This window comes from Micromonospora sp. NPDC003816 (genome assembly GCF_042874705.1).
Lineage (GTDB): Bacteria > Actinomycetota > Actinomycetes > Mycobacteriales > Micromonosporaceae > Micromonospora.
In genome coordinates, this window is sequence record NZ_JBIANP010000003.1 from 306,988 (window position 1) to 331,186 (window position 24,199).

Annotated in this window: 15 protein-coding genes; 10 read left to right on the plus strand and 5 right to left on the minus strand. The window is 69.8% G+C overall.

Annotation, left to right across the window (positions count from 1 at the left end; translation table 11 throughout):
• Window positions 1-36: 36 nt before the first annotated feature.
• The 3 genes from ACFYTT_RS12355 to ACFYTT_RS12365 all read left to right on the plus strand — a co-directional run bounded on the left by ACFYTT_RS12355 (window position 37) and on the right by ACFYTT_RS12365 (window position 3,986).
• Window positions 37-2,604: a M14 family metallopeptidase gene (locus tag ACFYTT_RS12355; protein WP_387258944.1), complete on the plus strand. Its 2,568-nt coding sequence runs from the start codon at window positions 37-39 to the stop codon at window positions 2,602-2,604.
• 109 nt (window positions 2,605-2,713) lie between these two features.
• Window positions 2,714-3,262, plus strand: a complete 549-nt coding sequence (locus ACFYTT_RS12360) for a GNAT family N-acetyltransferase (RefSeq protein ID WP_387258946.1) — start codon at window positions 2,714-2,716, stop codon at window positions 3,260-3,262.
• A 1-nt stretch (window position 3,263) separates the two neighbouring features.
• Entirely contained in the window at window positions 3,264-3,986 is a 723-nt protein-coding gene (locus ACFYTT_RS12365) for an endonuclease V (RefSeq protein WP_387258948.1), read from the plus strand.
• A 4-nt stretch (window positions 3,987-3,990) separates the two neighbouring features.
• Here the strand turns inward: ACFYTT_RS12365 and ACFYTT_RS12370 are convergent, their stop codons facing one another.
• Window positions 3,991-7,158: an FG-GAP repeat domain-containing protein gene (locus ACFYTT_RS12370; protein WP_387258950.1), complete on the minus strand. Its 3,168-nt coding sequence runs from the start codon at window positions 7,156-7,158 to the stop codon at window positions 3,991-3,993.
• Between the two features lie 448 nt (window positions 7,159-7,606).
• Here ACFYTT_RS12370 and ACFYTT_RS12375 point away from each other — a divergent pair, with 448 nt between their 5' ends.
• Window positions 7,607-14,917, plus strand: a complete 7,311-nt coding sequence (locus tag ACFYTT_RS12375; RefSeq protein WP_387258952.1) for a ricin-type beta-trefoil lectin domain protein — start codon at window positions 7,607-7,609, stop codon at window positions 14,915-14,917.
• A gap of 511 nt (window positions 14,918-15,428) precedes the next feature.
• Here the strand turns inward: ACFYTT_RS12375 and ACFYTT_RS12380 are convergent.
• The 3 genes from ACFYTT_RS12380 to ACFYTT_RS12390 are packed head-to-tail and all read right to left on the minus strand — an operon-like array spanning window position 15,429 to window position 16,188.
• The gene (locus ACFYTT_RS12380; protein WP_387258954.1) at window positions 15,429-15,683 is read right to left on the minus strand and encodes a hypothetical protein; all 255 of its coding nucleotides are present in this window, start codon (window positions 15,681-15,683) and stop codon (window positions 15,429-15,431) included.
• Window positions 15,680-15,937, minus strand: coding sequence for a DivIVA domain-containing protein (locus ACFYTT_RS12385; protein WP_387258956.1), 258 nt, complete (start codon window positions 15,935-15,937; stop codon window positions 15,680-15,682). The genes ACFYTT_RS12380 and ACFYTT_RS12385 overlap by 4 nt, the downstream gene beginning before the upstream one ends.
• The gene (locus ACFYTT_RS12390) at window positions 15,934-16,188 is read right to left on the minus strand and encodes a hypothetical protein (protein WP_350693718.1); all 255 of its coding nucleotides are present in this window, start codon (window positions 16,186-16,188) and stop codon (window positions 15,934-15,936) included. The genes ACFYTT_RS12385 and ACFYTT_RS12390 overlap by 4 nt, the downstream gene beginning before the upstream one ends.
• A gap of 212 nt (window positions 16,189-16,400) precedes the next feature.
• On the opposite strand from ACFYTT_RS12390, the gene ACFYTT_RS12395 reads away from it, so the two are divergent.
• The 5 genes from ACFYTT_RS12395 to ispG all read left to right on the plus strand — a co-directional run bounded on the left by ACFYTT_RS12395 (window position 16,401) and on the right by ispG (window position 22,220).
• A complete protein-coding gene (locus ACFYTT_RS12395; protein ID WP_387258958.1) occupies window positions 16,401-17,282 on the plus strand; it encodes a helix-turn-helix domain-containing protein in 882 nt (293 codons plus the stop codon).
• A 4-nt stretch (window positions 17,283-17,286) separates the two neighbouring features.
• Entirely contained in the window at window positions 17,287-17,487 is a 201-nt protein-coding gene (locus tag ACFYTT_RS12400) for a DUF397 domain-containing protein (RefSeq protein ID WP_387259732.1), read from the plus strand.
• Window positions 17,488-18,576: 1,089 nt separating this feature from the next.
• Window positions 18,577-19,788: a 1-deoxy-D-xylulose-5-phosphate reductoisomerase gene (gene dxr / locus ACFYTT_RS12405; protein WP_387258960.1), complete on the plus strand. Its 1,212-nt coding sequence runs from the start codon at window positions 18,577-18,579 to the stop codon at window positions 19,786-19,788.
• Complete coding sequence (locus ACFYTT_RS12410; protein ID WP_387258962.1) at window positions 19,788-21,038, plus strand: M50 family metallopeptidase; 1,251 nt, start codon at window positions 19,788-19,790, stop codon at window positions 21,036-21,038. Before dxr ends, ACFYTT_RS12410 begins: the two co-directional genes overlap by 1 nt.
• 9 nt (window positions 21,039-21,047) lie before the next feature.
• Entirely contained in the window at window positions 21,048-22,220 is a 1,173-nt protein-coding gene (ispG, locus tag ACFYTT_RS12415) for a flavodoxin-dependent (E)-4-hydroxy-3-methylbut-2-enyl-diphosphate synthase (RefSeq protein ID WP_131052779.1), read from the plus strand.
• Between the two features lie 370 nt (window positions 22,221-22,590).
• On the opposite strand, the gene ACFYTT_RS12420 is transcribed toward ispG, so the two are convergent.
• Window positions 22,591-23,169: a PadR family transcriptional regulator gene (locus tag ACFYTT_RS12420; protein ID WP_176092986.1), complete on the minus strand. Its 579-nt coding sequence runs from the start codon at window positions 23,167-23,169 to the stop codon at window positions 22,591-22,593.
• 185 nt (window positions 23,170-23,354) lie between these two features.
• Between ACFYTT_RS12420 and ACFYTT_RS12425 the strand changes: the two genes are divergently transcribed.
• Complete coding sequence (locus tag ACFYTT_RS12425) at window positions 23,355-24,194, plus strand: DUF4081 domain-containing GNAT family N-acetyltransferase (protein WP_176092987.1); 840 nt, start codon at window positions 23,355-23,357, stop codon at window positions 24,192-24,194.
• Window positions 24,195-24,199: the final 5 nt, after the last annotated feature.

The following is a 24,199-nucleotide window of genomic DNA, read 5'->3' on the forward strand; positions in this document are numbered from 1 at the left end:
CCCGGCATCCCACCTCCCTCGAGACGAGGTACGTGCGTGGCTGTTCGACGACCACTCATGGCGCTGCTCGCCGCGGTGCTCCTCTTCGGACCGGCGCCCGCCGCCGTGGCGGCCCCGGCCGTCCCGGATCCCGACGGCGCGTCGGTCTCCGCACCTCGCGGCCAGTCCGACACCGACCTGCCGTTCACCGTCGGGTCACCGCAGCAGCAGGCCCGCTCCGCCGAGGCCCTCGGCCGGCAACCCGCGCTGCCGGTCCCGTCGGCGAAGCTGCCCGGCAAACCGCGCAACGACGTGATCCAGGACGTGCCGGTGGAGCTGACCGACGCGTCCATCCCGCTCAACCTCATCCCGTACCACGACATCCCGGCCGCGCTGCGGGCCTTGCAGCGCAGCGACCGGATCAGCGTCGAGGTGATCGGGCAGTCCGTGCTCGGCCGTGACCTGCACCTGGTGGTGGCCACCGCGCCGATGTCCGACGCCGCCTGGAAGAGTTGGCAGAAACTCTCCGACCTACGGTTCAGCGATCCGGACGCGGCGCGGGCCACGCAGGCGGCCGGCGGTTACGACACCTGGCGTACGCCGCTGTTCGTGAACAACAACATCCACGGCAACGAGTGGGAGGGCACCGACGCCAGCCTCCAGGTCCTCCGGGAGCTGGCCTTCTCCACCGACCCCGAGGTCGTCGGGATGCTCGACCGCCACGTGATCGCCTTCGTGGTCACCAGCAACCCGGACGGCCGGGTCGCGGCGACCCGGGCCAACGCCAACGGGTTCGACATGAACCGTGACTTCATCACGGCGTCGCAACCCGAGGTCCGCGCCGTGCGCGCGCAACTCGTCCGCTACAGCCCGCTGACCATGCTGGACATCCACGGGTACGTCTCCTGCACGCTGATCGAGCCGACCACCGGCCCGCACGGCGACAACTACGAGTACGACCTCTACATCCGGCACGCGCTGCGCAACGCGCTCGCCATGGAACAGGCCGTCCTCGCCACCGGCGAGACCCGGGCCTCGTGCGCGGACGGCGACGGCGGGCGGCGTGCCGACATCCCGTTCCGCGACCGGGCCCAGGGCTGGGACGACTGGCCGCCCATCTTCACGCCGATGTACTCGATGTACCACGGCAGCATCGGGCACACCATCGAGGTGCCGCTGAACCCGCGCGGCAACCTGACCGAGGCGGAGCGGCACGAACGTACCCGGATCAACACCGCCGTGGCCCGGGCGTCGATCGAGGGCAACCTGCGGTACGCCACCGAGAACCGGTCGGCACTCTTGGCCAACCAGCTCGAATGGTTCCGGCGTGGGGCCGCCGGGGAGCCGACCCGACCCATCGACGACCCGCTCGCCCTCTCCCTGGCCCGGGGCGACAACGCCAGGACGCAGCCGCAGGGCTTCCCCCGCGCGTACGTCATCCCGGCCGGCACCGGTCAGCGCAGCGAGACCGCGGCGGCCCGCCTGGTGCAGTTCATGCTGGACAACGACATCGTGGTGCACCGTGCCGCGCGACCGTTCACGCTGGACGGCACGCGCCACGAGGCCGGCGCGTACGTGGTGGACCTGCGGCAGGCCAAGCGTGGCCTGGTCAACGCCCTGCTCGACGTCGGGCGGGACGTGACGAACGACTTCGACGCGATGTACGACATCTCGGCGTGGAGCCACGGTCACCTCTGGGGCGCGACCGTGCAGCGGGTGACCGCGAACGTCCCGCTCGACGGCAAGGTGCTCCGCCCGGTCACCGAGGCCCGTGCCGCCGGTTCGGTCGCACCGGGCAACCGCACCCAGTACGGGCTGGTCGTCGACTCGGTCGCCGGTATCCAGGCGGTCAACCGGCTCCTCGGCGACGGGGTGACGTTGGGACGTACCCCCGACGGGACGTTCGTGGTCTCGGCCCGCGCCGCCGTGGTGCGCCCGATCGCCGAGGCGTACGGCGTCGACTTCACCAAGATCACGCCGCCGCGGGCGCGTACCGCCGTGCCGGTGTCCCGGGTCCGGCTCGGGGTCGCGGCCAACGCCGGTGAGATCCACGCGTTGCGGCAGATGGGCTTCGCGCCGATCTCGGTGACGCACACCGCGTTCAACAGTGGGACGCTCTCCTTCGCCGACTTCGACGCGCTCTTCGTCTCCACCACCACGTTCAACCCGCTCGGCCTGGACGCCACCCGTAGTGCGGAGTTCAGCCGGTGGCTGGCCGACGGCGGGACCGTGGTGGGCCGGGGGAGCAGCGGAAAGCTGTTCAACGACCGCGCCGGACTGCTCGACGTCACCATCGCGGCGGGCCGCAGCGACGCCAACGGCATCGTCGCGGTACACAACGATCCGGCCTCACCGATCACCGGTGACGCGCTGCCGACCGCGTTCGTCGACGCGCCGCAGTACTTCACCCGGGTCGGCGACGGCGTACGCGTCGACCAACGCCTGGCCGCCGAGGGCTTCTTCCTCGCCGGACACTGGGGTGGCCAGGAGGCCGCCGCCGGTCACGCCGTGGTGGTCAGCGGCGTGGCGCAGGGCGCGACCGTGACCCTGTTCGGCACCGAACCGCTGTTCCGGGCCCACCCCGAGGGCCTCTACCCCCAGGTCGCCAACGCTCTCTGGCAGTGACCTGACCGACGCCCGCCCCGGCCGGTGCCGCCCGCCCCGGCCGGTGCCGCCCGCTCCGGCCGGGGCGATCGCGTCGCACTGTCACCGGTCGCCGTTACGATCGCGGACCATGGCGATCCTCTCCACGCCCCGGCTGCTGCTGCGGCACTGGACCGACGCACCCGCGGACCTGACCCGACTCTTCGACATCTATTCCCGCCCGGAGATCGCCCGATGGCTCGGTGCCACGTCCGGCCTGCCGCTGACCGACCCGGCACAGGCCGTCGACCGCCTCGCCTCATGGCGGCGACGGCACGCCGACCACGGTGACCGGTACGGCACCTGGGCGATCGAGGTCCGCGACACCGGCGTGGTCGTCGGCACCGCCATGCTCAAACCGCTGCCCGGCCGCGACGAGAAGATCCTGACCGGCGACATCGAGGTGGGCTGGCACCTGCACCCGGACGCCTGGGGCAACGGGTACGCCACCGAGGCCGCCGAGGCGTTGCTCGACCGGGAGTTCGCCACCGGCACACCCCTCGTCCACGCCGTCGTCGCGCCCGGCAACACCGCCTCGACGGCTGTCGCCCGTCGCCTCGGCATGACCCACGTCGGCCGACGCACCGACTGGTACGGCGGCGAGGAACTGGAGACCTTCGTCCGGCACCGGCCCGCCTGACATGCACCCCGACCCTGCTCTGGCCACCGTCGAGGCGCGTACCGTCGCCGAGGCCGAACGCGTCCAGCAGGAGTTGCGCCGACACCTCGACCTGACCGGCGGCCCGGCGAAACCGCCGAGGCTGGTGGCCGGAGTCGACGTCTCCTACGACAAGACCTCCACCCGGATCGTCGCCGCCGCCGTGCTCGTCGACCTGACCAGCGGCGTCGAGGTGGAGACCGTCGTCGTCCCCGGCGAGGTGACGTTCCCGTACGTCCCCGGGCTGCTGGCCTTCCGCGAGGTGCCGATGCTGCTCACCGCGCTGGACAGGCTCGACCGTAGTCCCGACACCGTGGTCTGCGACGGGTACGGCATCGCCCACCCACGGCGGTTCGGGTTGGCCTGCCACCTGGGCGTGGTGACCGGCCTGCCCACGTTCGGCGTGGCCAAGACCCCCTTCGTCGGCACGTACGCCGAGCCCGGTCCGCGCCGGGGCGACCGGTCGGTACTGCGCGACGGTGACAACGTGCTCGGCCACGCCCTGCGTACGCAGACCGACGTCAAGCCGGTCTTCGTCTCCGTGGGCCACCGCACCGACCTGGACCGGGTGACCGCGTTGACGCTGGCGTTGAGCCCGCGCTACCGCCTGCCGGACGTGATCCGTCGCGCCGACTTCCTGTCCCGCGAAGCCCTTCGCCGAGGCGCGGATCCTTCACGACCAGGGTTCCGGGCTCCGCAGGAGTGACAGGTCAACCGAAGGCCCGCAACAAGTGGTAGTTCATGGAGAGGACGATCTGCACCGACGCGTCGATGTTGGTCAAGGACGGTCGATGCAGTTGGATCTTCCCGTCCACACCCGCCCGGACCCAGAGGTCCGGGATCCCGTCGCCGCTGACGTCGGGGATGCCAACGACCGCGTTGTACGTCGTCTCGGTCCAGCCCGTGCCGATCTGGACGTCGCCGTCGCGGGAGTTGGCCGCCTGCTTGAGCGAGTCCAGGTTGACGCTGTTCGGGCCCGACCCGGGTCGTCCGTGGCGGACGTAGAGCGTGCCGGCGTCCAGGTTGCGCCAGAGCAGGTCCGGCGTGCCGTCCCGGTCGAAGTCGGTGATGTTCAGGATCTCCCGACGGGCCCAGGCGGTGCCCTCCATCAGCGTCGCCTCCTGGAAGCTCGCCCCGGTGTAGCCGGAGAGCACCCAGAACTGGGCCCCGGAGCGCAGCGCCAGGTCGGGTTTGCCGTCACCGGTGATGTCGCCGAGCGCCTTGATCTGGGTCCAGGTCGACGGGGCCGGCACATGGGCGGGCAGCAGGATCCGCAGTCGCTTGTCCACGTTGAAGCTGCCGTACCCGTCACCGGGGTAGAGCCAGAACCCACCGTCGGGGGTGCGGGCGAACAGGTCGGTGAGCCCGTCTCCCGGGTACGCGTCGGAGTGCTTGGTGATCAGTGCGGCCTGGCCGGTGGCGGGGTTGTACCAGTGCCCGGGCGGGTTCTGCTCGCCCTTGTCGTCGTAGGAGGCGGCGAGGTGGTCGTACAGCTCACCGCCCTCGTCGCCGACGTAGGTGCGCAGGTTTCCGTCGCCGTTGATGATGAGCAGATCGGGTCGGCCGTCACCGGTGATGTCGGCGGGACCGTCGGCCTCGTCCCGTGGTGGCACGAAGAAGGTGTAGTCGGTGCGGACGCTGCGGTTGCCGACCGCGTCGTAGGCGTACACCTGCAGGGTGGTGGGTCCGGCGTGCCGTGGTCTGAGGTCTGGCACGGTGACAGTGCCGTTGATGGCGTTCACGGACGTGCTGCCGATGGACTCGAAGGCATAGGTGAACCGGACCGCGCCGGTGGCGCTGAAGGTGATCGGACCGGTCCCGCCGAACTTCACCGTCGCCCAGGTGTCCCCGTCGTGGCTGCCCTCCAGCCACACGTCACTGGTCACCGTCGGGGCGGGGGGCGCGGACGCGTCGACGTTCAGTCGGCAGGGTTCGCTGCCCGGCGGGAAGTACGTCGACGTGGCGCCCACGTGGTCCTCGGCCTGGACATCCCAGGAATAGGTGGCCTTGTCCTCCAGGCTGCTGGACGGGATGGTGAGGCGTGCCTCACCGCTGCTGGTGGCGGTGACCAGAGTCCCGGCGGGCACCGTCGAGCCGGTCTTCCAGAAGCGGAACCGCAGCGCCTTGAGGTTGTTGTCGGGGTCGGTGGCCTTCGCGTACAGCTCCAGGTTGGTCCTCGCGACCGTGACTCCGCTGCCGGGGCCGGGCACACAGTTGCCGCCGGGGGTGCTCCTGCCGCCGGTCGGCTCCTTGGGCGGCGAGTTGTACTCGACCGTCAGTTGGGCGGTGCTGACCCGGAAGCGGCGCCAGGTCAGCGTGTCGGACTCGCTGGTCGCCTGCATGCCCAGGGTGAGGGTGGAGTCGCTGCTGTCGGCGGCCGACCGGGCGGCGGCCGCCACGTCGAAGCGGGCGTAGTCGTTGTCGCAACTGCCGTCGTAGCCGTAGGCGAAGGACTGCTTGTCCTGGACCGAGCGCCAGGTCGGCTGCTTCTTCCAGGTGGTGCCGGACGAGATCGCCGCCGTGTGCCACAGCTCCATCTGGCGGCGCGTGCAGTTCCAGGAGTGGACGTTGAGCACCCGGAATGTGGCGGTGTCGATGTCCGGGCCCTTCAGGGTGCTCTTGAAGCCCATCCGCCAGAAGGAACGAGCCGTCAGCGGCGTGTTCTGCTCGTGACCGACCCGTGCGTCCGTGCTGCCGGAGTTGAAGTTGGTGCCGTTCCAGGTGTTGGTGCTCGGGTGCTGCTTGTAGACGGTGGCCCAGGCCTGCGTGGTGGTGTTCAGGGTGGGGTCGAGGAAGATCGGGAAGATCGCGTCGGCGTCGTCGAGCAGCCCGCTGGCGGCGGCGTCGAGGTGCAGGCGTACCTGCCCGGAACCGTCGCCGTCGAGGCGGGTGGGCATCCGCGCGTGGCGGGCGCCCGGCTCGACGCCGCTGAGACCGGAGAGGTTCAGCACGTCGGCGTTGGTGGCCACGGCGGTGCGGGGCGCGGCCGGGGGCGCTTCGGGTTCCTGACCGGCGGAGTCCCAGGCGAAGGGGGTGGGGATCGAGCCGATCTCCGCCCCGTCGACGGAGTCGAGGATCCGGACGCCGCCGGTCTCCCGGTCGTGGCGGAAGGTCGCGGTCGGGGACTCAAGGCCGTAGACGAGGGACCGGACGGCGTCGATCGTGCTGCTCGCCCGGGTCTTGACGATCAGCAGTTGGCCGAGGCCGCCGTCGTCGCGGGCGACCAGGAGCAGGTCCACGCCGGGCCGGACCTCGGGATAGAGGGCGCGCGGGCCGTCGAGCACCGGTTCCGGCAGCGCACCGGGCCACAGGTAGGTGACCTTGTGGCCGTCGATCTCCACTTCGGCCAGCGGCGTGTCGGCCGGTTCTGTCCGCGTGTTGGCTACCAGCCGCAGCGCGTGGCGGGAGGGGCTCGGCTCGGGGCTGTTCGGTTCGCTGCCGCCGGCGAACCGTACCGGCACCGCGGCGTTGACCGGGCGGATACCGAGGCCGTCGGGGGCGGCGCCGTCGCGGGTGAGCGCGGTGTCGATCGGCGCCCACTGCCCGGTGGCGTCCTTGGCGCGCTGTGGGACCGCGTGGGATGTGGAGCGCCAGCGACCGCTCGGCAGTGCCCAGGTCAGCGAGGTGGGCGTGGTGGCGGTCTCCACCAGCACCTCCTTGCCGGTGCGCAGCGCCTCGGCCATCGCGGTGGCCTCGTCGACTGGGGGAGTGGACACCGGAACGGCCGGGGTGGCGGTGGCCGGCCGGGAGTCGGGTCGGTCGAATCCGGGCCACCACGGCAGCGTCGCCGCGACGACGGCGGCCAGCAGAAGGCCCATGGTGCACAACAGCCGGGTGCGCGTACGCACGAGTGGGCTGAGCAGGCGAGGCACAGTCACGGCGGTCTACTCCCGTGGGGCCGGGCGGACAGGAAGACGGCGTGCAGAACCGCCCCTGTCGGCGGGCCGTGGGGCAGAAATGCGGGCACACGATCGCACGCCACCGGTATGTCCCGTCTATCCCGTCAACGTTATCGATCCGTGATCTTCACTCCTTGAATATGTGCCGTAACGCCGGAATTTGATCTTGTGTCTGGATTTGCGGGTCCGGCCTGTCGGACATGGCGGATCTGTGCGTTTAGATGATCTTCGGGATGTTCAGAGATTTACTGCGGCAATAGTGGCGTGACGGGGATCACTCCAACTCGATGTTGATCACTTTAGGTGACCTTGAGCTACTCAGCGCTCTGACGGAAGGTGCTCACGCACGGGCCGCACCTGGCATGTGCCCGGTGCGGTCTCCGCACCGTCCTCTTTCGTCTTGACGCCTGGGTGGGAGTCGACGCGCATGCGTGGTACCGGTTTGCTGGCTCGGCGGTGGGGTCGTCCCGCCCGTACGACCTTCGTCCTGGCGCTCACCATGACCATGGCGGTAACGACACTGCCCGCGCCCGCCTTCGCGAAGCCCGGACCGGGTATGAGCCGTGGCGCCATCGAGCTGCCGGAGATTCCGGAGGTCGATCAGGTCTCGCCCGACGAGGAGGCGGTGGCGAACCTGCTCACCGACGAGCCGGAACCGTCGGAGCTCTACGAGCCCACGGCCGTCGAGGCATGGGAAGAGGGCAGCGGCACCGTCGACCTGACCGGGGTGACGCCCGGTGAGACGCTGCCGGTCGACGACCTGCCGGTCGCGCTCGGCGTGCCGGACGGCGGCGATCCCGCTGCCCTCGCCGGCACCTGGGCCGTCGACCTGGCCGCACCCGAGGCGTCCCACGACGCCGGGGTGTCCGGCCTGATCATGAAGATCACCCCGCCGGCCACCGCCGACCCGGAGGCCGAGGTCGCCCTCACCGTCGACTACACGCCCTTCGCCGACTTCTACGGCCCGCAGGCCGCCGACCGGTTCGGCGTCATGCTGCTGCCCGACTGCGTCTTCGACGACCCCGACGGTGGCGACTGTGCCCCCGACGACGCCGCCCGAGGAACGGCGGACCCCGCGAGCATCGCCGGTCAGACCGTCTCCAGCGAGGTGGAGCTGGTCCCGGTCGCCGGCTCCTCCGCCCGCAGCGCACGGGTCGCCGGGGTCGAGGAGGGCGCTCCCGCCCGCCGCATGGTCACCAGCAGCCTGCCGGTCGGCGCGCTGCTCGGTGACGCCACGCCGGTGGCGGGTCGATCGGCGATCGGCGCCCAGTCCGCCGCGTCAGGCAGCAGCGTCGTCGGCGTGCTCGACACCGGCGCCTCGGCGGCCGGTGACTTCACCGCCACCCCTCTGCTCTTCTCCGGCTCGTGGGCGGCGGGTTCGTCCTCCGGCGCGTTCACCTACTCGTACCAGGTCCAGGTGCCCGAGACGGCCGGCGGTCCGACGCCGAAGGTCGCGTTGTCGTACTCGTCGCAGTCGGTGGACGGGCGTACCTCGGCGACCAACAACCAGGCGTCCTGGATCGGCGACGGCTGGGACTACGCCGCCGGCTCGATCACGCGGACCTACGTCAACTGCCGTCAGGACTCCAAGAAGGCCGGTTCCAACAACGCCACCCACCGGACCGCCGACCTCTGCTGGGGCTCGAGGAACGCGACGCTCTCCCTCGGCGGCATGACCACCGAGCTGGTCTGGAGCGAGTCGGCCGAGACGTGGACCACCGCCAACGGCGACGGCTCCAAGGTGGAGCTGCTCAAGAACGCGAATCTCGACAACGGCGACGAGGACGGCGAGTACTGGGTCGTCACCACCAGGGACGGCACCAAGTACCACTTCGGCCTGCACCGCCTGCCCGGCTGGACCACCGGAGCGCCGGTCACCAACTCGGTCCTGGCCGTGCCGGTCTACGGCAACCACGCCGGTGAGGACTGCTACAAGGCGGGGAACTGGGTTGGCTCGGCCTGTGAGCAGGGGTGGCGGTGGTCGCTGGACTACGTCGAGGACATCCACGGCAACGTGATGACCCTCTGGTGGGAGAAGGAGAGGAACCGCTACGCGCAGAACTTCAACTTCACCAAGCCCGTCCCGTACGACCGCGGCGGCCACCTGCTGAACATCGACTACGGCCAGCGCAACACCAACAACAACGTCTTCGCGACCCCGCCGTTGGCCCGAGTCAAGTTCGACGTCAAGGAACGCTGCTACAACCAGGGTTCGCTGACCTGCTCCGACGAGAACTTCAACAGCACCATCCCGCACGACTACCGCATCTGGTACGACACCCCGGCCGACCTCAACTGCGTTGCGGGCAAGAAGTGCTGGAACGCCTCGCCATCCTTCTTCACCCGTGTGCGGCTTGAGAAGATCACCACCTTCGCGCAGCGCCGCAGCGGCTCCACCGCCCTGCAGAAGGTGGACGAGTACCAGCTCAGGCAGTCCTTCCCGGTGGAGTGGACCGGGACGAACACCGCGCTGTGGCTGGAGTCCATCGAGCGCACCGGGTACGGCGTCGGCGGTGACACCGAGTCGCTCAACCCGGTGCGGTTCGTACACAATTCCGAGGACATGCCCAACCGGGTCCGCAAGGACAACCGGCCCGGCTTCTCCCGGCTGCGCATCGCCCGGGTCGTCAACGAGTACGGCGGCGAGACCGTCGTCACGTACAAGAAGCCCACCGGCGCCTGCGCGGACGGCACCGGCCTACCCGGCAAGACCGACACCGCCGGGCTGAGGTCGAACACCCGGCTCTGCTACCCCAACTTCTGGCACCCGGACCCGGCCAACGACGACGAGATCGACTGGTTCCACAAGTACGTGGTGGAGTCCGTCGAGGAGCTGCCCGCCATCGACGGCGCCTCCAGTTCCACCGTCACCACCTACCAGTACGCGAACGCCGGCTGGAGGCTGGCCGAGGCGGAGTTCACCAAGAAGTCCAGCCGCACCTACTCCCAGTTCGCCGGCTTCGAGCAGGTCACCGTGCTCACCGGCCCGCCCGTCGCCGAGATGGGCAGCGAGCGGACCAAGTCCGTCACCCGCTACTTCCGGGGCATGGGCGACACCGTGTCCGTCAAGGACAACGTGGGCAGCGGCGAGGAGATCGCCAAGGACCGGGAGCCCTTCGCCGGCCGGGTCGCCGAGGAGCTGACCTACGCCAGCGCCGGTGACGCTGACGCCAACTGGCTCACCCGCAGCGTCACCTACCCGACGGCGACCGAACTCGCCTCCCGCCCCCGCGACGACGGCCTCAGCCCGCTCAAGGCGTGGCGGGTCACCGACACCCGGCAGAAGGCGGTGGCCCGGTCGTCCGGCACCGGCGACGACACCCGCACGTTGCGGACCGTCGAGACCAGGACCACCTACGAGAGCACCCACGGCCTGCCGGAGCGGATCGAGTCCCTCGGCGACACCGGCCGAACCGGCGACGAGTCCTGCACCTTCGTCGAGTACGCGCACCACACCAACAAGCACGTCATCGGCCTGACCCGGCAGATCCGCAGCAGCGCCACGACCTGCGCCGCCGCGACCTTCGACGACCTGACCTCGCTCGCCTCCGCCGGCCGGGTCGCCTACGACGGCACCGCCTACGGCGCGGCGCTGCCCGCGAGCGGTCGCGGTCTGGCCACCCAGACCTGGTCGCTGAGGGCCGACGGCTCCGGTTTCCAGAACGACGGCACCACCAGCTTCGACGCCGTCGGTCGGGTGCGGACCCGCACCGACCCGGACGGCAAGGTCTCCCAGATCACCTACACCCCCGCCAGCGGGCAGGCGTACTCGGTCACCGAGGAGAACTCCCTCGGGCACAAGCAGACCCGTGAGCTGGATCCGGGCCGGGGCGTCACGCTCAAGACCACCGACCCGAACGACCGCGTCAGCCACGCCGAGTACGACGGGCTGGGCCGTTTGGTCGAGGCGTGGGGCGCCGGGCGTACCCCGTCGACCTCGTCGGTGCCGGACTTCCGCGCCGAGTACGCCCTGCCGCCGATCGCCCCCGACCCGGAGAACCCGGGCGAGAGCATCCGCAAGCCCCCGTACGTCACCACCTTCGCCCGCGGCCACGAGGACCGCATCCAGACCTCGGTCACCATCTACGACGGACTGGGCCGGGAACGGCAGTCCCAGGTGCAGGCGACCAACGGTGGTCGACTGATCACCGACACCCTCTACAACTCGGCCGGCGAGGTCTGGCAGACCAACAACGCCTACTTCGCCGAAGGCTCGCCGATCGGTCAGCTGTTCACGCCGCTGTCGGACACGGTCATGCCCAACGCCACCCGCTACACCTACGACGGCCTCGGCCGGGTGGTCAAGGAAATCCCGCTGCTCAACGGCGAGCCGAACGAGGAACGCGCCACCAAGTACAGCTACGGCCTCGACCACTCCACCGTGACCAACCCCGGAGGGGCCGCGTCGTACCGCCTCTTCACCGACGGGCTCGGCCGCACCACCCGGGTCGACACCTTCCGCGACACGGCCCAGACCGACTTCACCTCGATGCGCTACGAGTACGACTCGCGCGGCCAACTGGTGAAGGCGAACCACTCCGCCAACCCGCTGCCGTGGACCTGGACGTACGACCAGCGCGGCCGGCTCACCCGGACCACCGACCCGGACACCGGCCTCACCACCATGACCTACGACCACCGGGACCGGCCGCTCACCACGACCAACGCCCGTGGCGTGACGGTGTGGAACGGGTACGACGAGTTGTCCCGCCCCACCCAGCAGCGCCTCGGCGGCAGTGGCGGCACCCTGCTCTCCCAGTTCACCTATGACACGGTGGCCGGCGGCAAGGGACTGCCCGCGACGTCGACCCGCTACACCGACGGCCTGCCGTACACCCAGTCGATCGGCGGCTACACCCAGGACTACCAGCCGACCTCGACCACGCTGACGCTGCCGCAGTCCATCGCCACCACCTGGGGCCTGAGCCAGCAGTACCGCTACGACTACACGTACACCGACACCGGTCTTCCCGAGTCGAGCACCATGCCGGCGGTCGGCCCGCTGCCCAGCGAGAAGCTGCTGGTCCGCTACACCGCCGACGGCCTGCCGCTGTCGGTCTCCGGCAAGGACTGGTACGGCTCGGAGACGATCTACTCGCCGTACGGACAGGTGCTGCGCTCCACCCTGGGCACCCAGCCCTACCGGGTGTGGACGATGGCCGACTACGACGACGCCAGCGGCGCCCTCACCCGCCAGCAGGTCTTCCGCGAGGTCACCGGCAACCACCTGGTCTCCAACCGCTCCTACGGTTACGACGACGCCGGCAACGTCACCTCGATCCGCGAGCACGCGACCCCGATCGCGGAGCGCCAGTGCTTCACCTACGACCCGCTCGGCCAACTCCGTAACGCCTGGACGTCCAACAGCCAGACCTCCTGCGACGCCGGCCCCGGCACCGCGACCGCGCCCAACGCGGCGGTCGGCGTCGACGGCACCGGCTACTGGCAGGAGTACGAATACGACCTGCTCGGCAACCGCACCGAGCTGGTCGAACGGGACCTGACCGGCCGCACCTCCGCCGCCCCGCTGGAGACCACCTACGGGTACGGCCGGGAGGGCGGGGCCCAGCCACGGACCCTCGCCGCCGTCACCAAGACGTACACCACCCCGCAGGGCGCGGCGATCGTCTCCGAGGCCGCCCGGCTGTACGAGCTGACCGGCGAGACCAAGTCGGTCACCTCCACCAGCAACGGCGACCAGCAGGAACTGACCTGGACCTACGACGGCCAGATCGAGCGGATCACCGGCTCGGGCAGCAAGGGCCGCAGCCCGTACGTCGGCCTGGCCGCCAAGTGCATCGACCTCAGTCAGCGACTCGCTCAGCCCCACCAGCCGATCCAGTTGTTCACCTGCAACGGCGGCGCATGGCAGAAGTGGGGCTTCACGCCGACCCCGGGCCAGAACAACGGCAACCTCGGCACGCTGTCCGTCTACGACGACAAGTGGTGCGCCCAGCCGACCGGCACGTCGGCCGGCTCGGTCCTGCGGCTGCAAACGTGTGACGGCACCACCAACCAGCAGTTCGAGCGGCTCTCCACCGCGCAGTTGAAGCACACCGCGTCCGGCCTCTGCCTGGCCGCGAAGGACGGCGCCTCGGCGGACAACACCCCGATCGTGCTCGCCACCTGCGCCAGCGGATCGGCCGCCCAGCAGTGGAACGCGCAGGACGAGACCCGGCACATCTACGGTCCCGGCGGCACCCGCCTGCTGACCGTGCAGGGCCAGCAGGCCACGCTCAACCTGGGCGAGGCGCAGTTGACCGTGCAGCCGGGCGGTATGCCGGTCGACGCCCAGCGCACCTACTCCACCCCGGGCGGCGCGGTCGCGCGGCAGGTGGCCGGGACCGCCGGGCAGGCCCTCACCGCGTTGGCCTCCGACCATCAGGGCAGCCCGTACGCCGAGGTGACCCTCGCCAGCGGTATGGAGAATCGGATCCGCAAGCAGGACCCGTTCGGCAACGTGCGAGCGGCCACCGCGAGCGGCGCCCTGCGCACCAACATGGGCTTCCTCGGTGCGGTACGCGACGACTCGTCCGGCTTCGTGCCGTTGGGCGCGCGTCTGTACGACCCGGAGGTGGGCCGGTTCATCTCCGCCGACCCGGTCCTGGACCTGACCGACCCGGTCCAGAACAACGGCTACACGTACGCCCACAACAACCCGGTGACCCACTCGGACCCGTCCGGCCTGTCGGTGGCGTTGACCGCGTCGGAGACGGCGGCGGCCCTGGCCGGTGCGGGACTGTCGGCGGCGATGATCTCTCAGGCGCAGGCCAACATGGGCCGGTCGCTGATGTCGGTGGTCCTCGACTCGGCCTGGTACATCCTCAAGGAGTTTATCGGCATCAACGACGCCATGAACTGCTTCGGCGGTGACATGTGGGCGTGCGGCAGCCTGATCATCGGGGCGATCCCGTGGGCGAAGCTGGGCAAGATCCCGGCAGTGATCCGGGCGATCGACCGAACGATCGCCGCGATCCAGGCATGGCAGGCCGCGAAGCGGGCCGCGGAGATCGTGCTGGCCGCGGCGCGGGCGGCGGAAGCCGCCGCATTGCAGGCCAAGAAGCTGGCCATCGAACGGGCCAAGAAGGCCGCCCAGGCAGCCAAGAAGAAGGCCGCTGACAAGGTCAACTCGACAAGCAACAAGGCAACCCAGTCGGCGAAGAAGACGGGTAACCCGGCACAGAAGCAAGCCCAGGCCAAGTCCAACCCGAAGGGCTCGTCCGCAGCCTCCGGCGGTGCCGGTGGCAAGGGTGCCAGCGGCGGCGGCAAGGGCGCCAGCGGTGGCGGTGGCAAGGGCGACTCGAAGCCGGGCGGCTCGTCGGGTGCGTCGAACCGCAGCAACGGCGGCACCAGCGGCAGCGACAATGGCGGTTCAGCCGCCGAGGCCGCCGGCGATTCTTTCATTTCTATCTACCGCACACCGAAAGTCGTAGACAAAGACTATGAATTGGATCATGGTCCGAATCCATCTTCGCGTGTCGAGGGCGGTAACGACCTTGTCTACTTCGGCGAGAGAAGTGTTGCGAGTGAGTATCAAGGACGGGGCCCTTACGCGTCTGGAATGATTCGTTATGACATGCACCCATCGTTCCTGGAAAGTTTTCCGAAAGCGGCAAAGAGGTACGACTGGAAGGGGCCAGGCGGAACCCCTCGGATTGAGTTCGAGATCCCCTATAATCGGCTAGGTGAGTTCAATGCACTCACCTTGAACCGTACTTGGTTACCCAAAAAAGGGTAGAAGGTGAATTATGAGTTCGATTCTTCATCTAGAGTTTCAGGTGACTGTGGTCGCCGTCAGGCAGTGGGGCCTGGACGTGATACTTCCAGACGGAACGCCGGGATCTATTGACAACACGAAGGATCCGGCGTGGCCCTCAGGCGATCGTGCTGCCGTTGTTGGCGCCGTGGTTCGCGCTGTAGTTATTGACGATGAGCGTTCGCCTGTTCGCTTAAGCGCACTGGACGAGGATGCGGATATCGCCCGAGTCAAGAGGGATTCGGTGTAGGGGAGACCGAGTCGGTGGTGGAAGTGGAGGTCGTTGCGCCCGTGGCGTCGGCGGAGAAGGGAGCCAGAGGTGACTCATCGAGTCGTCGGTTCGAGATGTTGCGGTCGAGTTGCGAGCCACGGCCTTCTGTTCCCGCCGATCTGTTGCGTCCTTGTGGAAAGTCCGTCCCCCGCCCCGTGATCGACCTCGAACGGCGAGGGTCAAGCCAACCCACCGACGAGCACCTGATCAGCCACCCGGACATTATTGCTCCGGGTCGACCACCCTTGCGATGCATTGGCCGCTGGGGTGGTGACAGCGGGCGCCGTTGTCGAGTGGGGTGTCGCACCAGACTCGGTGGCGGAGGAACTGGCGGTCTTCTTCGCTGAGTGTCGTCTCGCCGAAGTCGATGGTCGTGAGGTGACCGAGAGAGTCGCGTAGGGCCACGGCGAGGGCGGTCACTTCGTCCAGGGTGGTCAGCCTGGTGGGCAGGTGGATGATCCAGAATGGCGCGCTCATCGTGGCCTCCGATGGTGAGTGGCGTCCGCGTGGCGGCCGACGCTCTGCCGGGACTGCCATTGGCGCAGCGCCTGGCGGATGCGCTCGGCTTCGGTGGTGGCGGTGGTGAGTTCGCGGCGTAGGCGTTCCATCTCGTCGGCGATTCGGTCGAGGTAGGCGTACACCTGGGCGGGGTCGAGGCCGCGTCGACGGGTGTCGAAGGTGGCCGCGCGGACCTGTTGGGGGAGCGGTCGCTCTCCGGTTTTGTAGATCATGGGCGTGACGTCTCCTGCTCGGCGAGCATCGTCTGGATGTCGTGGTCGGTGAGGCCACGCTCGGCGAGCACCCGGCGGCCCCAGCGGTGTAGCCGGCACGGATGTGGTGCCCGGTCGTTGCGGCAGCGCGGTCCGTCGGGTTGTTGCTCGGCGGCGTGCACCCGGACGGCTCGGAGCGCGAAGGTGACGTCCTCGGCGGTGACGTACGGCGGGAGCGGGATCTCGCCGAGGCTTTCGTCGATCGAATCCACGGGCCGGTCCTCCCTCTGCTGATTGGTGACGTGCCGGGGCGGACGCCGGGATGAGGTTTTGGGGAAGGCGTCCGCCCCGGTCGTGACCGGCGAAAGTGGGTTCGACCGGTTATCTACGATCGTCATTTCGCTATTGGCTGCGCGCAATCATCTGCGGGAGAATGCGGCCCAAGGGATGAGGTGCCTTACGCGACAACAGCGAGGGAGATGACGTGGACGACCCGGGAAGCACCGTCCCGCGTAGGCAACTCGGTAGGTATTTGAGAGAGCTTCGGGAAAGCGCGCACGTGACGGCGGTCGCGGCGGCCAAGGAACTGGAGTGGTCGGCGCCGCGCGTCTGGCGGTACGAGACCGGCCAGGTCCCGATGCACCCGAACGACGTGGAGGCCATGTGCCGGCTGTACGGCGCGACGCCGGAGACCATCCAGACCATGCGGGCCCTGGCCAGGGAGACCAAGGCGCACGGTTGGTGGCACAGCTACGGGGAGGCGATCAAGGACTGGTTCAAGGTGTACGTCGGCCTGGAGGCCGCCGCGACCAGGATCCGGAAGTACGAGTCCAATCTGGTGCCCGGCCTGTTGCAGACCGTCGAGTACATGCGCGAGGTGATCGCCGTTGACCACCCTGATCTGAGCGAGGCGGAACGGCAGGCCAAGGCCGATGTGCGGCTGCATCGGCAGCGGCTGCTGGCGCGGGCGGTGCCGCGAGCCCCGTACTACGACGTGATTCTCAACGAGGCGGTGCTCCGTCGGCCGCTGCGCGACCCGGCCGCGATGGCCCGGCAGCTCGACGCCCTGGTGGTGGCCGGTGGGCAGCACAACATCACCATCCGGGTGTTGCCCCTGCGCGCCGGGCTGTTCCGCTGGGCTGAGACCGGCACCTTCACTGTGCTCGACTTTCCCACCGACGTGCGGGAGCCGGAGCCGACCACCGTCTACATGGACGGTCCGTGCGGGGCGGTCTACCTCGACAAGACGCACGAAATTCAGACCTACGAGGACGCCTGGCGTTCGCTCGGCGAGCGGACACTCGACGTCGACGACTCCCGTGAGCTGATCACGGCGATTGCGAAGGAGATGAACCATGAGACGTGACGGAGTGTGGCGCACGTCGTCCCGGTCCGGCGGGAACGGCGAATGCGTCGAGGTGGCGGGGTTCGCTGACGTGGTCGGCGTAGGCGACAGCGTCGGCGTACGCGACAGCAAGGACCGGCAGGGCGCGGAGCTGGCCTTCGACGAGACGAGCTGGACCCGGTTCGTCGCCGCCACCCGCGCGGGCCGCTTCGACACCCAGGCCTGAGCGCCATCGCCGAGGACCTGGACGGCGCGACTACCGCCCGGTCGACGCGCCCGACGTGAACGGTTCCGGTGCCGACCCTCGACGGGTCCGCACCGGAACCGCACAACCCCTTGATCTGCCCGGTCCGAGTCGTCGACCGCCCCGGCTTCACATCGGCCCCGGACCCGGCCGCCGAGTCGACCGCCCCGGCTTCACGTCGGCCCTGGACCGGCCGCTGAGTCGACCGCCCCCGGCTTCACGCCGGCCCTGGACCCGCGACCGCCCCCGGCTTCACGGCTCTGGACCCCGCCGCTGAGTCGACCGCCGACCACACTTCGCCGAATGCCCGCGAAGCACCCTGAAGCGGTCAGCCCCCTCCGGCGCGAACCCCCGCTCCACCCACCGCACCCGCCACGGACCCGCTCATGATCACGCTCGATCCCTGATCGAGTGGTATCCGGGTGCACGGGAAGCCACTCGATCCTGGATCGAGCGCGACCGTTAACGCTGTTCGCGGCATCACGCCACCACCCGCACGCGATCCTGGATCGAGCGCGACCGTTAACGCTGTTCGCCGCACCTCGCTACCACCCGCGTCGATCATGGAGTCGGGCACGCACAAAAGCCGTGAATTAGTGCGAAGTGTCGCCTAGGACTCCATGATCGCGTGCCAACACAGCTTCGTGAGCGCCGGACCTCTGATCGGCGGGCTTACCGGACCGGAGGCGTCGTCGGGGTGGGGTGGGTAGATTTGTTGTCGCTAGGACGACAACAAATCTACCCACCGCCCTTCGCGGCTCGAGTCTCCTCGTCGTAAGCACGCCCGGCGGGCCGCACCTACGTGACGCAGGTCGGATGCCGGACGGCCGAGCGTCGGATCGGCGGGGGCCGGACCGGTTGAGCGATGGCCTGCGGTGCGATGGCCTGTGGCGCGGGCTGCGACGGCCAGCCTGTTCTGATGGCGTGCGGTGCGGGTTGCGGTGGTCCGGCCGGGCGGAACGGCGAGCGGTGTACTCGGGGTGCAGGTGTTAGCAGGGGACCCGTGCTCTACCGGAGGCGTTAATAAGGTGCCCTTCCTTGCACCAAGGTGGCGTGGGGAAGAATGGGCGCGTGAACTCCCCCCGCGATCTTGTGCTGTTGGGTAGTACGGGTTCGATCGGTACCCAGGCCATCGACATCGTGCGGCGTGATCCTCACCGCTTCCGGGTGGTGGCGCTCGGTGCCGGTGGCAGCAACGTCGCGCTGCTCGCCGCGCAGGCTCTGGAACTCGGTGTCGAGGCGGTCGGGGTGGCGAAGGCGTCCGCCGCGCAGGATCTCCAGCTCGCGTTCTATGCCGAGGCGAGCCGACGGGGCTGGACCAGCGGCGACTTCAAGCTGCCCAAGATCGTGGCCGGGCCGGACGCGATGAGCGAGTTGGCGCAGTGGCCGTGCGACGTCGTGCTCAACGGGGTGGTGGGGTCGCTGGGGCTCGCGCCGACGCTGGCCGCGCTGCGCGCCGGGCGTACGCTCGCGCTGGCCAACAAGGAGTCCCTGGTCGCCGGTGGCTCGCTGGTCAAGGCGGCGGTGACGCGGCCGGAGCAGATCGTCCCGGTGGACTCGGAGCACTCGGCGCTGGCGCAGTGTCTGCGCGGCGGCAGCCGGGGTGAGGTGCGGCGGCTGGTGGTCACCGCCAGCGGCGGGCCGTTCCGGGGGAAGCGGCGCGACGAGTTGACGGCGGTGACGCCGGAGCAGGCGCTCGCGCACCCGACCTGGAACATGGGGCCGGTGGTCACGATCAACTCGGCGACCATGGTCAACAAGGCGCTGGAGGTGATCGAGGCGCACGAGCTGTTCGACGTACCGTACGCCGACATCACCGTGATGGTGCACCCGCAGTCGGTGATCCACTCGATGGTCGAGTTCGTGGACGGCTCGACGCTGGCCCAGGCCAGTCCGCCGGACATGCGGCTGCCGATCGCGCTGGGTCTGGGCTGGCCGGACCGGGTGGCCGACGCCGCCGCTGCCGTCGACTGGACCACGGCCCACACCTGGGAGTTCGCGCCGCTGGACGACGAGGCGTTCCCGGCGGTGGCGCTGGCCAAGGCGGCCGGCGAGACGGGGCGCTGCCGACCGGCGATCTACAACGCGGCCAACGAGGAGTGCGTCGCGGCGTTCGTCGCCGGGCGACTGCCGTTCCTCGGCATCGTGGACACGCTGAAGCGGGTGTTGGAGGACGCTCCCGATTTCGGTGAACCGGGTACCGTCGAGGACGTACTCGAAGCCGAGTCGTGGGCGCGCGGGCACGCGCAGGAGATCATCGCTGCTGCGGTGGAAGGAGCTTGATGTCGTTCGCGTTCGGGGTGGTGCTGTTCGCCCTCGGCATCCTCATCTCGGTGAGCCTGCACGAGGCCGGGCACATGGTCACCGCCAAGGCCTTCGGGATGAAGGTCACCCGCTACTTCGTCGGTTTCGGCCCCACCATCTTCTCCTTCAAACGGGGCGAGACCGAGTACGGCCTGAAGGGCATCCCGCTCGGCGGCTTCTGCAAGATCGTCGGTATGACGCCGCAGGACGACGACGTCGAGCCCGGTGACGAGAAGCGCGTGATGTGGCGCTACCCGGTGTGGAAGCGCACGATCGTGATGTCCGCCGGGTCGATCACCCACTTCGGGTTGGCGATCTTCGCGGCCTGGCTGGCGGCGATGACGTTCGGCCTGCCCAACCCCAACTTCCCGAGCACCGAGGAGCAGATCCGCGCCGAGCCGGCGGTGATCGCGATCCAGGAGTGCGTCCTGCCGGACACCACCTACCGGGCCTGCGAGGCCGGTGACGCGCCGAGCCCGGCCGGTGCCGGCGGGTTGCAGAACGGCGACCGGATCACCTCGATCAACGGCACCCCGATCACCAGCTACGGCGACCTGCTGACCACGCTGCGGACCACCACGCCGGGCAGCACCGCCACCCTCGGGTACGTCCGCGACGGTCAGCCCGGCACCGCCGAGACCACCCTGGCCACCACCAAGCGCCCGCCGATCGACGACCCGAACGGGCCGGTCACCGAGGTCTCCGCGCTCGGCGTGGGCCTGGTCGTCTCGACCCCGGGTCTGATCTCCCATGGCCCGATCGACGCGATCGGGGCGACCAGCACCTTCATCGGTGACATGGCGGTCGCCACCGCGCAGGCGTTGCAGCGGCTCCCGGAGAAGATCCCCGCCCTCTGGACCGCCATCACCGGCGGCGAGCGGGACATGGACACCCCGATCAGCGTGGTCGGTGCCAGCATCCTCGGTGGCGAGGCGGTGGCAAACGACGCCTGGGAACTGTTCATCATGCTGTTCATCTCGTTGAACTTCTTCATCGGGGTGTTCAACCTGCTGCCGCTGCTGCCACTGGACGGTGGGCACATCGCCATCGCCTGGTTCGAACGCGTCCGGTCCTGGGTGTACGCGCTGCTGCGCAAGCCCGACCCGGGCCGCGTCGACTACTTCAAACTGATGCCCGTCACGTACGCGGTGATCCTGATCGGTGGCGCGTTCACGCTGCTCACGATCACCGCGGACGTCGTCAACCCGATCTCGATCTTCTCAAGGTGAGTGCTTGAAGTGACCGCTGTCAGTCTCGGTATGCCCGCCGTGCCGCCGCCACCGCTCGCGCCCCGACGGGCGAGCCGTCAGATCATGGTCGGCTCGGTGCCGGTCGGTGGTGGGGCACCGGTCTCCGTGCAGTCGATGACCACCACGCTCACCTCCGACGTCAACGCGACCCTCCAGCAGATCGCCGAGCTGACCGCCTCCGGCTGCCAGATCGTCCGGGTGGCGGTGCCCAGCCAGGACGACGTGGAGGCGTTGCCGGCGATCGCGCGCAAGTCGCAGATCCCGGTGATCGCCGACATCCACTTCCAGCCGAAGTACGTCTTCGCCGCGATCGACGCCGGATGTGCGGCGGTGCGGGTCAACCCGGGCAACATCCGGCAGTTCGACGACAAGGTCGCCGAGATCGCCAAGGCGGCCTCCGCTGCCGGTACGCCGATCCGGATCGGCGTCAACGCCGGCTCGTTGGACAAGCGTCTGCTGACCAAGTACGGCAAGGCCACCGCCGAGGCGCTCGTCGAGTCGGCGCTCTGGGAGTGCTCGCTCTTCGAGGAGCACGGCTTCCGGGACATCAAGATCTCGGTCAAGCACAACGACCCGGTGGTGATGATCCGGGCCTACCGGCAGCTCGCCGAGCAGTGCGACTACCCGTTGCACCTGGGCGTGACCGAGGCCGGACCGGCGTTCCAGGGGACCATCAAGTCGGCGGTCGCCTTCGGGGCACTGCTGGCCGAGGGGATCGGCGACACCATCCGGGTGTCGCTCTCCGCGCCGCCGGTCGAGGAGATCAAGGTCGGCGCGCAGATCCTGGAGTCGCTGGGGCTGCGCGAGCGCGGCCTGGAGATCGTCTCCTGCCCGTCCTGCGGCCGGGCCCAGGTGGACGTCTACAAGCTGGCCGAGGAGGTCACCGCCGGGCTGGAGGGCCTGCCGGTGCCGCTGCGCGTCGCCGTGATGGGGTGCGTGGTGAACGGCCCCGGCGAGGCGCGTGAGGCCGACCTGGGTGTCGCCTCCGGCAACGGCAAGGGGCAGATCTTCGTCAAGGGCCAGGTCATCAAGACCGTGCCCGAGGGGCAGATCGTGGAGACCCTGATCGAGGAGGCGCTGCGCCTGGCCGACGAGATGGGTGCCGAGCTGCCCGAGGAACTGCGCGGCCTGCTGCCCGGCGCCACCGTCAGCGTCCACTGACCCATCGGCGACACCGACGGGCGGTCACCCTCGGGTGGCCGCCCGTCGACGCGTCCGGCACGTGCCCCACGACCGCCCAGGGACTGCACTGTCGCGTGTCGCCGCCGGTCCCGCCCGTCCCGCCCGTCCCGGGCGACACGGCGAGATCATGCTCGATCCGGGATCGAGTTGTCTCGTCGCGACGCTGAAGCCACTCGATCTAGGATCGAGCATGATCTTGAGGGCGCCTCCGGGCGGCCTCCGGGCACATCAGGGCGCCTTCGGGCGTGGGCGGGCGCGGCACCGGTGTGTTCGTGCTGCTCGTCGGCGGCCCGAGAGCAATCCTCTCGGGCCGCCGACGGGGCGGCGGATCCGCGTCGGGCGCGGGCGGTCACTCGGATTCGGCGAGGATCGCGTACAGCTTGCGGCGGGTCTCGTCGAGCACCTGGGCGGCCCGCTCGCGCTGGTCGTCCGTACCCGTCATCATGACCTGGCGCAGCGCGTTCATGGCCTGCGCGCCGGCCTCGCGGATGTCGTGCCAACTGTTGATCGTGTCCTCGGCGACCTCCGCCCAGGGGGGCGTCTGCGCCGCCGTCTCGGCCTCGGGTCGACCCTGTTCGGTGAGGGTGAACCGCTTGCGGCCACCGCCGGACTCCTCGGTGGCGGCGATGACGCCCTCGTCCTCCAGGAGCTGGAGGGTCGGGTAGATCGAGCCGGGGCTGGGCCGCCAGCCGCCCCCGGTGCGGGAGTCGATCTCCTGGATCATCTCGTAGCCGTGCATCGGCCGCTCGGTGAGCAGCGCGAGCACCGCGCCCCGGACGTTCGGGCGGCGTCCCCGCCCCCGTCCCCGTCCGCCCCGGCCGTGACCGTGCCCGCCGTGTGGGAAGGGCGGACCGGGCGGGAAGGGTGGGAAACCGAAACCGCGCATCCGGGCCTCGTGCAGGGCATGTGCCCGTGGGTGGAACCTCATCAGACCGTCTCCTTCGTAGAACTGTCTCTGATGCATCGACGATATATCGGAAACGCATCGCCGACAAGTCATCGGAGGAGGGGTGTGGTGCTTTGCGACACACCGTCCGGTAGCGGCCTGTCCGCCCGTCGGGCACCGGTCACTGTCCGCCACCGCGTTCCGGACGGATCTGGCAGGCTGTAACCGTGTTGACGGCGCCGGTGCGGCAACTGGGGGAGTCGGAACGTCGCGCGGTCGAACGGTTGCTCGACTCCGACCCGTACGCGAGCGCGCAGGTCGCGGAGCGGGTCGCCGCGCGCGGACTGGCGTGGTGGCGGGCCGAGGGCCGGGTACTCGGCTACGGCTCCCGCCGCCAGCTCGAATCGGTCTGCTGGCTCGGCGGCAACCTCACCCCGGTCCTCGCCTCGTCGCAGGCCGTCGCCGCCTTCGCCGAGCTGCTCGCCGGCGAGGAGCGGCTCTGCTCCTCCATCGTCGGGCGCGCCGACGCCGTCCTGGAACTCTGGGACCGGCTCGCCGGCACCTGGGGACCGGCCCGCGACGTCCGCCCCAACCAGCCGTTGCTGGCCACCGAGGCGATGCCGGAGGTCCGTGCCGATCCGCAGGTACGCCTGGTCCGCGGCAGCGAGATCGACCTGCTCTTCCCGGCCGCGGTGGCGATGTACACCGAGGAGGTGGGCGTCTCTCCGCTGGCCGAGGACGGCGGGCGCGGGTACCGCCGTCGGGTCACCGAGATGATCCGCTCCGGCCGCGCGTACGCCCGCTTCGTCGACGGCCGGGTGGTCTTCAAGGCCGAGCTCGCGGTCGTCACCCGGCGCACCGCGCAGATCCAGGGGGTCTGGGTGGCGCCGGAGTGGCGCGGCCGGGGGATTGCCACGGCGGCGATGGCGGCGGTGGTCCGCGACGCGCTGGCCCGGGTCGCCCCGAGCGTCAGCCTGTACGTCAACGATTTCAACCTGCCCGCCCGGCGGGTCTACGAACGCTGCGGATTCCGGCCCGTCGGCACCCTCGCCACCGTGCTCTTCTGACCTGG

What these genes read in the sequence shown, in the direction of transcription:
- ACFYTT_RS12360 (WP_387258946.1), top strand. Translation starts at nt 2,714, where the DNA reads ATGGCGATCCTCTCCACGCCCCGGCTGCTGCTGCGGCACTGGACCGAC.
- ACFYTT_RS12365 (WP_387258948.1), top strand. Translation starts at nt 3,264, where the DNA reads ATGCACCCCGACCCTGCTCTGGCCACCGTCGAGGCGCGTACCGTCGCC.
- ACFYTT_RS12375 (WP_387258952.1), top strand. Translation starts at nt 7,607, where the DNA reads ATGCGTGGTACCGGTTTGCTGGCTCGGCGGTGGGGTCGTCCCGCCCGT.
- ACFYTT_RS12380 (WP_387258954.1), bottom strand. Translation starts at nt 15,683, where the DNA reads ATGAGCGCGCCATTCTGGATCATCCACCTGCCCACCAGGCTGACCACC.
- ACFYTT_RS12385 (WP_387258956.1), bottom strand. Translation starts at nt 15,937, where the DNA reads ATGATCTACAAAACCGGAGAGCGACCGCTCCCCCAACAGGTCCGCGCG.
- ACFYTT_RS12410 (WP_387258962.1), top strand. Translation starts at nt 19,788, where the DNA reads ATGTCGTTCGCGTTCGGGGTGGTGCTGTTCGCCCTCGGCATCCTCATC.
- ACFYTT_RS12420 (WP_176092986.1), bottom strand. Translation starts at nt 23,169, where the DNA reads ATGAGGTTCCACCCACGGGCACATGCCCTGCACGAGGCCCGGATGCGC.